Source organism: Teichococcus aerofrigidensis (genome assembly GCF_054073225.1).
In genome coordinates this window covers 1-8,860 of the sequence record NZ_JBSXMU010000126.1, presented here as the reverse complement: position 1 = coordinate 8,860, position 8,860 = coordinate 1, and the positions used below count along the sequence as shown (strand labels likewise).

Annotated in this window: 8 protein-coding genes; 2 read left to right on the top strand and 6 right to left on the bottom strand. The window is 74.4% G+C overall.

All coding sequences use genetic code 11. The features are described 5' to 3' along the window. From ACVMLK_RS17975 to ACVMLK_RS17950, 6 genes are all read right to left on the bottom strand, one after another. A partial coding sequence (locus ACVMLK_RS17975) for a Bug family tripartite tricarboxylate transporter substrate binding protein (protein ID WP_457487171.1) occupies positions 1-935 on the bottom strand: 935 nt, incomplete at its 3' end. A gap of 41 nt (positions 936-976) precedes the next feature. Further along, entirely contained in the window at positions 977-1,942 is a 966-nt protein-coding gene (locus ACVMLK_RS17970) for a Bug family tripartite tricarboxylate transporter substrate binding protein (protein ID WP_457487170.1), read from the bottom strand. A 74-nt stretch (positions 1,943-2,016) separates the two neighbouring features. Then, entirely contained in the window at positions 2,017-3,585 is a 1,569-nt protein-coding gene (locus tag ACVMLK_RS17965; RefSeq protein ID WP_198367183.1) for an acyl-CoA carboxylase subunit beta, read from the bottom strand. Next, positions 3,582-4,142, bottom strand: a complete 561-nt coding sequence (locus ACVMLK_RS17960; RefSeq protein ID WP_457487169.1) for a biotin transporter BioY — start codon at positions 4,140-4,142, stop codon at positions 3,582-3,584. Before ACVMLK_RS17960 ends, ACVMLK_RS17965 begins: the two co-directional genes overlap by 4 nt. A gap of 14 nt (positions 4,143-4,156) precedes the next feature. Further along, complete coding sequence (locus tag ACVMLK_RS17955) at positions 4,157-5,644, bottom strand: acetyl-CoA carboxylase biotin carboxylase subunit (protein ID WP_457487168.1); 1,488 nt, start codon at positions 5,642-5,644, stop codon at positions 4,157-4,159. Between the two features lies 1 nt (position 5,645). Further along, positions 5,646-5,867 carry a biotin/lipoyl-binding carrier protein gene (locus tag ACVMLK_RS17950; protein ID WP_198367235.1) on the bottom strand — a complete coding sequence of 74 codons (222 nt, stop codon included), beginning with the start codon at positions 5,865-5,867 and terminating at the stop codon, positions 5,646-5,648. Between the two features lie 97 nt (positions 5,868-5,964). Here ACVMLK_RS17950 and ACVMLK_RS17945 point away from each other — a divergent pair, with 97 nt between their 5' ends. Next, the gene (locus ACVMLK_RS17945; protein WP_198367180.1) at positions 5,965-6,660 is read left to right on the top strand and encodes a GntR family transcriptional regulator; all 696 of its coding nucleotides are present in this window, start codon (positions 5,965-5,967) and stop codon (positions 6,658-6,660) included. 79 nt (positions 6,661-6,739) lie between these two features. Beyond that, a partial coding sequence (locus ACVMLK_RS17940) for a CoA transferase (RefSeq protein WP_457487167.1) occupies positions 6,740-8,860 on the top strand: 2,121 nt, incomplete at its 3' end.

Sequence of the window (8,860 nt, the reverse complement as noted above, 5' to 3'; positions counted from 1 at the left end):
CCCCCGCGCCGGGGGCCGCGCCCCATGCGCGCGCCGAAGGCCGCCTGGTCCTCGAAGAGCGGCGTCAGCCCGTTGCCCAGCAGCTTCTTCCGCAGCTCCGGATTCTCCAGCGCCGTCCTCACCGCGCCGGACCAGCGCGCCACCGCCTCCGGCGCCATGCCACGCGGCCCGCAGAAGCCGAACCAGCCGACCACCTCCAGCCCCGGCACGACCTCCGGCAGCTTGGCAAGGCCCGGATAGCCTTCCAGCTCGCCACTGTCGCCCACCGCCAGCAGGCGCAGCTCGCCGCCCTCCACCTGGCGGATCATGTCGCCGAGATTGCTGATGATGAGGTCCGCCCGGCCGGCGATCACGTCCAGCATGGCGGGCGCCGCGCCGCGATAGGGCACGTGCAGCAGCTGCAGCCCGGCCATCCGGCTCAGCCGCTCGCCCGAGAGGTGCTGCGCCGAGCCGCCGCCGGCCGAGGCATAGCTCAGCGCCCCCGGCCGCTTCCGCCCCTCGGCCAGGACGTCCTGCAGGCTGCGGTAGGGGCTGCGCGCGCCCACCGCCACGCCGTAGCGGGAGAGGGTGGCATTGGCGACCGGGATCAGGTCCTGGCCCGGATCGACCGGCAGCGTCAGGCCGGGCAGCTCGGGGCTGATGGTCATGGTGCCCATCGGGCACTGGAAGACCACGCTGCCATCCACCGGGCCGCGCGCCACCGCCTCGGCGGCGATGAAGCCATTGGCGCCGGTGCGGTTCTCGACCAGCACCCGCTGGCCGAGGACGGGCGCCATGGCTTCCGCCATCAGCCGCGCCATGATGTCGCTGGTGCCGCCGGGCGAGAAGCCGGCGATGATGCGGAGCGTCTCCCCGGCGGGCGGGGCGGCCTGCCCCAGGGCCATGCCCGGCAGCAATCCGGCGCCCAGCAGCGCCAGTCCCAGAAGCCTTCTCATTCCGTGTTTCCTTCCCCAGGCGGATCTTGTTCGGCCTGTACTCATTCGGCCCGGATGCCGGCGGCGCGGATCACCTCGCCCCAGCCCTGCCGGTCCGCCGCGACGGTGCGGGCGAAGGCCGCGCTGTCCTCCAGCCGCAGCACCAGCCCGTTCTCCTCCAGGCGCCGCCGCAGCGCGGGATCGTCGAAGCCGCTGCGCAGCGCCTCGAACCAGCGCGCGGCCAGCGCCGGCGGCAGGCCGCGCGGACCACACAGTCCGAACCAGCCGCTCACCGCATAGCCCGGCAGGGTGTCCGAGACCTGCGGCACGCCGGCGAAGCGCGGTGAGCCAATGCCATCGGCGAAGGCGAGCAGGCGCAGCCCCTCGCCCAGTTGCGCCACCACGTCGCCAAGATTGGTGATGATGGTGTCGGCGCGCCCGGCCGCCACGTCCAGCACGCCCGGCGCCGCCCCACGATAGGGGACATGAACCAGCTCCAGCGCCGCGACCCGCGCGAGACGGGCGCCGGAGAGATGGGAGACCGAGCCGATGCCGGCGCTGGCGAAGGTCAGGCGGCCGGGCCGCTCGCGCGCCGCGGCGACGAATTCGGCCACGCTGCGATAGGGCGAGCGGGCCGAGACCACCATCACCTGGCTGGAATGCGCGACATTGGCGATCGGCACGAGGTCCCGCGCCGGATCGATCGGGATCTGCGCGCCCGGCAGCTGCGGGCTGATGGTGAGCAGGCCGGTGGAGCACTGCACGACGGTCAGCCCGTCCGGCGCGCCACGTGCCGCCTCGGCGGCCGCGATGAAGCCGTTGGCGCCGGTCCGCACCTCCACGACCGGGCGCTGGTCGAAGTCCGGCGCCACCGCCTCGGCGATCAGCCGGTTGACGATGTCGCTGGTGCCGCCCGCCGCGAAGCCGCCCAGGATGCGGGGCGGATGCTCCGGGAAGCCCTGGGCCTGTGGCGCGGAGCAGAACAGCAGGGCCGCCAGACCCGCCGCCATGCCATGGAGCCGCCGCATCGCCATGATCCGTCCCCTTCCCATTGCTTCCCCATGGTCGCGCCGCCGGGCGGCCCGCGCCCGGCGGGGTTGCCTCACGGCCGCATGCGCAGCCCCGAGGGGCGCGGCTCCAGCAGCGGCCGGGCCAGATGCGCAAACTCGCAGAGCAGGCGGCGGGTGTCGCGCGGGTCGATGATCTCCTCGACCCAGAAGGCCTCGGCGGTGCGGAAGGGCGAGCGGAGCTGCTCCAGCCGCTGCTCGATCTCGGCGAGCTTCGCCTTCGGGTCCGCCGCCTCGTCCAGCTCGGCGCGGTAGGCCGCCTCGATGCCGCCTTCCAGCGGCAGCGAGCCCCAGCGCGCCGAGAGCCAGGCATAGCGCAGCGAGAGCCGCCCGGCCGGCTGGTGCGCCACCCCCGCGACGCCGAAGGCGTTGCGCAGGATCATGGTGCAGAAGGGCACCGTCGTCTGGTTCAGCGCCGCCATGGCACGCACGCCGAGGCGGATGGTCGCCGCCTTCTCCGCCTCCAGCCCGATCATGAAGCCCGGGCAGTCCATCAGATAGACCACGGGCAGGTGGAAGGTCTCGGCGAGGTCGAGGAAGCGGATCACCTTCTGGCAGGTGTCGGCGGTCCAGGAGCCGCCGTAGAAGAAGGGATCGCTCGCCATCACCGCCACCGGATGCCCGTCGAGCCGCGCCAGGCCGGTGACGATGGAGCGGCCGAACATCTTCCCCATCTCGAAGAAGCTGCCCTGGTCCACGACGGATTCGATGATCGGGCGGATCTTGTAGACCTGCCGGCGGTCGCGCGGGATGGCGGTGAAGAGCTTCTCGTCACGCCGCGCCGGATCGTCCTTCGGATCCCCGGGCGCCGCCAGCGGCGGCAGCTCATGGACCGAGGAGGGCAGGTAGGAGAGGAAGCGCCGGGCGCAGGCGAAGGCCTCCGCCTCGGTATCGACGGCGTGGTCGATGGCGCCGCTGCGCGTCTGGATCTCCCAGCCGCCCAGCGCCTTCTTCTCCAGCGTCTGGCCCAGCCGCGCCACCACGGGCGGGCCGGCCACGAACATCGAGGCGGTCTCCTTGGTCATGACCGAGAAATGGGTCGAGGCCAGCCGCGCGGCGCCGAGACCGGCGACCGAGCCGAGCCCCAGCCCCACCACCGGCACGACGCTGAGATTCTCCGTGGTGTAGTGGTAGAGCCAGCCGCCGCCGATGCCGCCCGGCAGGTTGGCGCGCCCGGTGGTCTCGATGGTGCGCACCGAGCCGCCGCCACCCGAGCCCTCGATCATGCGGATCAGCGGCAGACGGAAGTCGTGCGCCAGCCGCTCGGCCATGATCGGCTTCTCGCGGATCGTGGCATCGGCCGAGCCGCCGCGCACCGTGAAGTCGTCGCCGACCACGACGACCGGGCGGCCGTTCAGCTCGGCGCGGCCGAAGACGCAGTTGGAGGGCTGGAAGCCGCTGAGCCGGCCCGCCTCGTCGTACTGCGCCTTGCCGGCGATGGCCCCGGTCTCGCGGAAGCTGCCGGCATCGACCAGCCCCTCCACCCGCTCGCGCACGGTCAGCCGCCCGGCATCGTGCTGGCGGCGCACCTTGTCGGCGCCGCCCAGCTCGCGCGCCATCGCCTCGCGGGCGCGCAGCTCGTCCAGTTCGGGCTGCCAGCTCATCGGCCGGCCTCCGCGCCACGCCGCCGCAACGCGGCGAGCAGCGTCGCGCCCAGCGCCACCTTCACCGCCGTGCCCGGCAGGAAGGGCAGCAGCCCGGCGCTGACGGCCACCGCCGGCCCCGCCAGCACCGCCAGCCAGGAGACGCCGGCGGCCAGGATCACCGCATGGCCCAGCGCCAGGGTGGCGGCGCCGCGCGCCCAGCCATGGCCCCAGCCGCGCGCGGCCAGCGCGCCGGCCAGGGCGGCGGCGGGCAGGAAGCCCAGCAGGTAGCCTCCGGTCGGGCCCAGCAGCGCCGCCGGCCCGGCCTTGAAGCCGGCGAAGACCGGCAGGCCGACCAGCCCCTCGGCCAGGTAGAGCGCCAGGGTGGCGGCGCCGAGGCGCGGCCCGTAGGCCATGCCGACCAGCAGCACGACGAGGCTCTGCAGCGTCATCGGCACGGGCTGCAGCGGCACCTGCACCTGGGCCGAGGCGGCGATGGCCAGGCTGCCGCCCAGCGCCAGCAGCGCGGCGCGCAACGGCCGGGCCGCGGGGCGGGAGAGGGAAATGGCGTTCAGCATCGGGAGCCTTTCGGTCAGGCCGCGCGCGGCGGCGTCAGGCGGGGGCGGAGGCGCTCGGCGAGGCCGGTGTCGATGGCCGCCTCCCGCATCTCCGGCGTGTCGAGCAGATCGGCCAGGAAGCCGGCATTCCAGCGGATGCCCTCGACCCGCGCCCGGCGCAGCGCGGCGGCGAGGCCGGCCAGCGCCGCGGCGCGGTCCGGCGCGTGCACGATCACCTTGGCCAGCATCGGATCGTAGAAGGGCGTCACCTTGTCGCCGGCCCGGATGCCGGCATCGACGCGCAGCCCCCCTCCCGGCTCCGGCAGGGCGAGCGCCGCCAGGGTGCCGGGCGAGGGCAGGAAGTTGCGCGCCGGGTCCTCGGCGCAGAGCCGCGCCTCCACGGCATGGCCCTCGAGGCGGATCTCCTCCTGCCGCAGCGGCAGCGGCGCGCCGGCGGCGACGCGGAGCTGCCACTCCACCAGATCGAGGCCGGTGACCATCTCCGTCACCGGATGCTCGACCTGCAGCCGCGTGTTCATCTCGATGAACCAGATGCGGTCGGCGGCCAGCGCCCCGGCATGCCCCGCGCCCGCATCGGTGCCATCTTCCGCGCCGGCGTCGGAGTCATCTTCCGCGCCGGCGTCGGCGACAAACTCCACCGTACCGGCGCCGCGATACCCGACGGCGCGCGCCAGCGCCACGGCACGCCGGCCAAGCTCCTCGCGCAGCGCCGCCGTCATCCCCGGCGCGGGGGATTCCTCCACCAGCTTCTGGTTGCGCCGCTGCAGGCTGCAGTCCCGCTCGCCCAGATGCACCACATGGCCGTGGGCATCGGCGAAGACCTGCACCTCGATGTGCCGCGCGCGGGAGACGAGCTTCTCCAGCAGCAGCCGCGTGTCGCCGAAGGCGGCGGCCTCGCGCCGGGCGCCCTCCAGCGCGGCGGCGAAATCGCCGGGTCGCGCCACGCGCCGCATGCCGCGTCCGCCGCCTCCGGCCACCGCCTTGATCATCACGGGATAGCCGATGGCCTCCGCCTCCGCGGCGAGGCGCTCGTCCGACTGATCCTCGCCGTCATAGCCCGGCACGGCGGGCACGCCGGCCCGGCGCGCCACCGCCTTGGCCGCCGCCTTGCCGCCCATGGCGCGGATCGCTTCGGCCGGGGGCCCGATGAAGACCAGGCCGGCGGCCTCGCAGGCGGCGGCGAAGTCGGCGTTCTCGCTGAGGAAGCCATAGCCCGGATGCACCGACCGGGCGCCGGAGCGCCGCGCCGCCGCCAGGATGGCCTCGATGTTCAGGTAGGACTCGCGCGGCGCGGCCGGCCCGATGCGCTCCGCCCGGTCGGCGGCGGCGACATGCAGGGCCCCGGCATCGGCATCCGAATACACCGCCACGCTGGGCAGGCCGAGGCGGCGGCAGGTGGCCGCGACGCGGCAGGCGATCTCGCCGCGATTGGCGATCAGCACGGGGGCCAGGGATGCCGCCAGGGACGCCTCCAGGGGAGCCTCCGGGGAGGGGGAGGCCATCTCAGGCCTCCAGCGTCGCGACGGCCTGCTCCTCTTCCACCGCCTGCCCCTCCTGCACCAGGATGGCGGTGACGCGGCCGGCCGAGGGCGCCGTGACCGGGATCTCCATCTTCATGGACTCCAGGATCATCAGCACGTCGCCCTCCTCCACCCGGTCCCCCGGCCCGGCCTGGATCTTCCAGACGGACGCCGCGATTTCGGATGTCACGCTCACCTCGGCCATGCCCTGGCGCTCCCTCGTCATATTTGTTATCACAAAATCCACCCAGGGGCCGGGGGCGTCAACCCTTCTTGCCGCGTCGGGAGGTGGGAGAGCGGCGATGGACGAGGAACAGGGGGTGATCCAGGCGGAGAATGTCGGCGCCAAGGTCTATCAGCGGCTGCGGCTGGACCTGATGCGCAGCCGCTTCCGCCCGGGCGAGAAGCTGAAGCTGCGCGACCTCGCCGCCGGCCTCGGCGTGAGCCCGACGCCGGTGCGCGAGGCGCTGGCGCGGCTGGTGAGCGAGAACGGGCTGCAGCAGCTCGATCACCGCTCCGTCCGCGTGCCGGTGCTGACCGAGGCGCGCTGCCGCGAGATCCTAGAGCTGCGCGCCGAGCTGGAGGGCCGCGCCGCCGCCCGCGCCGCCGAGCACAGCGGGCCGGCCGGGGCGGAGATGCTGCTCGCCATCCATGAGCGGATGATGGCGGCGGTGCGCGAGCGCCGGCTGGACGATCTGCTGGCCGAGAACGAGCGCTTCCACATGACGCTCTGCGGCCTGGCGCGGCAGCCGGTGCTGCTGCGGATCATCGAGGGGCTGTGGCTGCAATGCGGCCCGTTGCAGGCCGGGCTGACGCAGATCCGCATGAAGCACCCGCGCGACCAGCATCCGCATCTGGAGGTGATCCGCGGCCTGCGCGAGGGCGATCCGAGCCTGGCGCGCCTCGCCGTGCAGCGCGATGTCAGCCTCTATGGCGATGAGCTGCTGCGCCGCCTGCCGCAGCTCAACGGCCCGCTCTCCGCCGAGGCGCCGGCTTGACGCCGGGCCGGGCGGCCGATCTTATATAACAAATCACAAATGGACGGCCGCGCCGCCGTCCGGGGAGGAAACGCCGACCATGCCCGCCGAGCCCCCGCGCGCCCTGCCCCTCGCACCCTTCCGCGTCCTGGAGATCGGCGGCGGCGTCGCCCTGGCCTATGCCGGCAAGCTCTTCGCGGACTTCGGCGCCGAGGTGTTCAAGCTGGAGCCGCCCGGCGGCGATCCGCTGCGCCGCGAGCCGCCGCTGGTCGAGACCGGCGCCGGGCGGGACTCCGCCCTTTTCGCCTGGCTCAACAGCAACAAGCGCGGCCAGACGGCGACGCCGGAGCGACAGGCCGCCCTGGCCGCCGCCTGCGACGTGGTGCTCGACGCCCGCCCCCGCGCCGAGCGCGAGGCCGCGCCCCTCGGCGCCCCCGGCGCGGTGCGGACCGCCATCTCCTGGTTCGGCGACAGCGGCCCCTATCGCGACTTCGCGGCCACCGACATCACCGCCCGCGCCCTGGCCGGCGTCTTCGCCTGCACCGGCCCGGCCGAGGGCCCGCCCGCCATGCTGGGGGGCATTGCCGGCGAGGTGGTCGGCGGCATCGCCGCCTTCAACGCCACGGCCGCGCATCTGCTGGGCGGCGGCGCGGCGCGGCTCGAGGTGAGCATCCACGAGGCCAATATCAGCGTCGCCGAGTATCAGGCGACGCAGGGCGTGACCAATCCGGAGGTCGAGCGGCGCTACGGCGTCAACCGCTTCGCCCCCACCAGCCCGCTCGGCGTCTATCGCTGCAAGGAGGGCTGGCTCGGAGTCACCGTGGTCACGCCGCAGCAGTTCCGTGCCTTCTGCGAGATGCTGGACCTGCCCGGCCTGGCCGACGACCCGGAGCACATCGTCGCCCTCGACCGGCTGCGCCATGCCGACCGGCTGGAGGCGGTCTTCGCGCCGCGCCTGCTGCAGCGCACGGCGCAGGAATGGTTCGAGGAGGCGCTGCGTCGCCGCCTGCCCTTCGCCGTGGTGCCGGAGATGGCGAGGCTGCTGGAGACGCCGACCCACCGCGCCCGCGACGCCTTCGCGGCGATCACCCTGGGCGCGGCGCGCTTCGAGGGCCCGACCCTGCCGCAGCGCCTGGAGCGCACGCCCCCGCTGGCCGCCGGCCGCGCGCCCCTGGCGGGCGAGGACGATGCCCTGCCGCCACCGCCGCCCCGCCCCTTGGGGGAGCATCCCCTCGGAAAGCATCCCCTCGGAAAGCATCCCCCGGGGGAGCCAGGCCTGCCGCTCGCGGGGCTGCGGATCATCGACCTGTCGATGGGCTGGGCCGGGCCGCTCTGCACGCGCCAGCTGGCCGATCTCGGCGCCGAGGTCATCAAGGTCGAGGCCTGCCAGTATCCGGACTGGTGGCGCGGCGTCGATCCGCGGCCGGCCTTCTTCACCGGGCGGCGCTATGAGCACGACCTGCGCTTCTGCGTGCAGAACCGCAACAAGAGCGGCATCACCCTCGACCTGACCACGCCCGAGGGTGCCGGCCTGCTGAAGCGGCTGGTGCGCGGGGCCGATGCGGTGGTCGAAAACTACGCGCGCGAGGTCCTGCCGAAGCTCGGCCTCGACTATCCGGTGCTGGCGGCGGAGCGGCCGGACCTCGTGATGCTGTCGATGCCGGCCTTCGGCGCCGAGGGCCCCTGGCGCGACGCCCGCGCCTATGGCTCGACGCTGGAGCACGCCTCCGGCCTGCCCACCGTCTCCGGCGAGGCCGACTGGCCGCCGACCACCAACCAGCTCGCCTATGGCGACCCGATCGGCGGGCTGAACGCCGCCGCCGCCCTGCTCACCGCCCTGCTGCACCGGCAGGCCACCGGCGAGGGCCAGCACATCGACCTGGCGCAGGTAGAATGCATGTTCCCGCTGGTCGCGCCCTGGATCATCGCGCAATCGGCCACCGGCTCGCCCGGCCCGCGCCGGGGCAACCGCCATCCCGGCCAGGTGCCGCATGGCTGCTTCCCCTGCGCCGATGACGAATGGCTGGCCGTCGCCGTCACCGACGACCCCGCCTGGGCGCGGCTCTGCGCGGCCATCGGGCGGCCCGATCTCGGCGCCGATCCCGCCCTGGCGCGGCTGCCCGGCCGCCGTGCGCGCGAGGCGGAGCTGGAGGCGGCGCTGGCCGGCTGGACGCGCCGGCACGGCGCCGAGGCCGCCATGCACGCCCTGCAGGCCGCCGGG

What these genes read in the sequence shown, in the direction of transcription:
- ACVMLK_RS17960 (WP_457487169.1), bottom strand. Translation starts at nt 4,142, where the DNA reads ATGCTGAACGCCATTTCCCTCTCCCGCCCCGCGGCCCGGCCGTTGCGC.
- ACVMLK_RS17955 (WP_457487168.1), bottom strand. Translation starts at nt 5,644, where the DNA reads ATGGCCTCCCCCTCCCCGGAGGCTCCCCTGGAGGCGTCCCTGGCGGCA.
- ACVMLK_RS17970 (WP_457487170.1), bottom strand. Translation starts at nt 1,942, where the DNA reads ATGCGGCGGCTCCATGGCATGGCGGCGGGTCTGGCGGCCCTGCTGTTC.
- ACVMLK_RS17945 (WP_198367180.1), top strand. Translation starts at nt 5,965, where the DNA reads ATGGACGAGGAACAGGGGGTGATCCAGGCGGAGAATGTCGGCGCCAAG.
- ACVMLK_RS17950 (WP_198367235.1), bottom strand. Translation starts at nt 5,867, where the DNA reads ATGGCCGAGGTGAGCGTGACATCCGAAATCGCGGCGTCCGTCTGGAAG.
- ACVMLK_RS17965 (WP_198367183.1), bottom strand. Translation starts at nt 3,585, where the DNA reads ATGAGCTGGCAGCCCGAACTGGACGAGCTGCGCGCCCGCGAGGCGATG.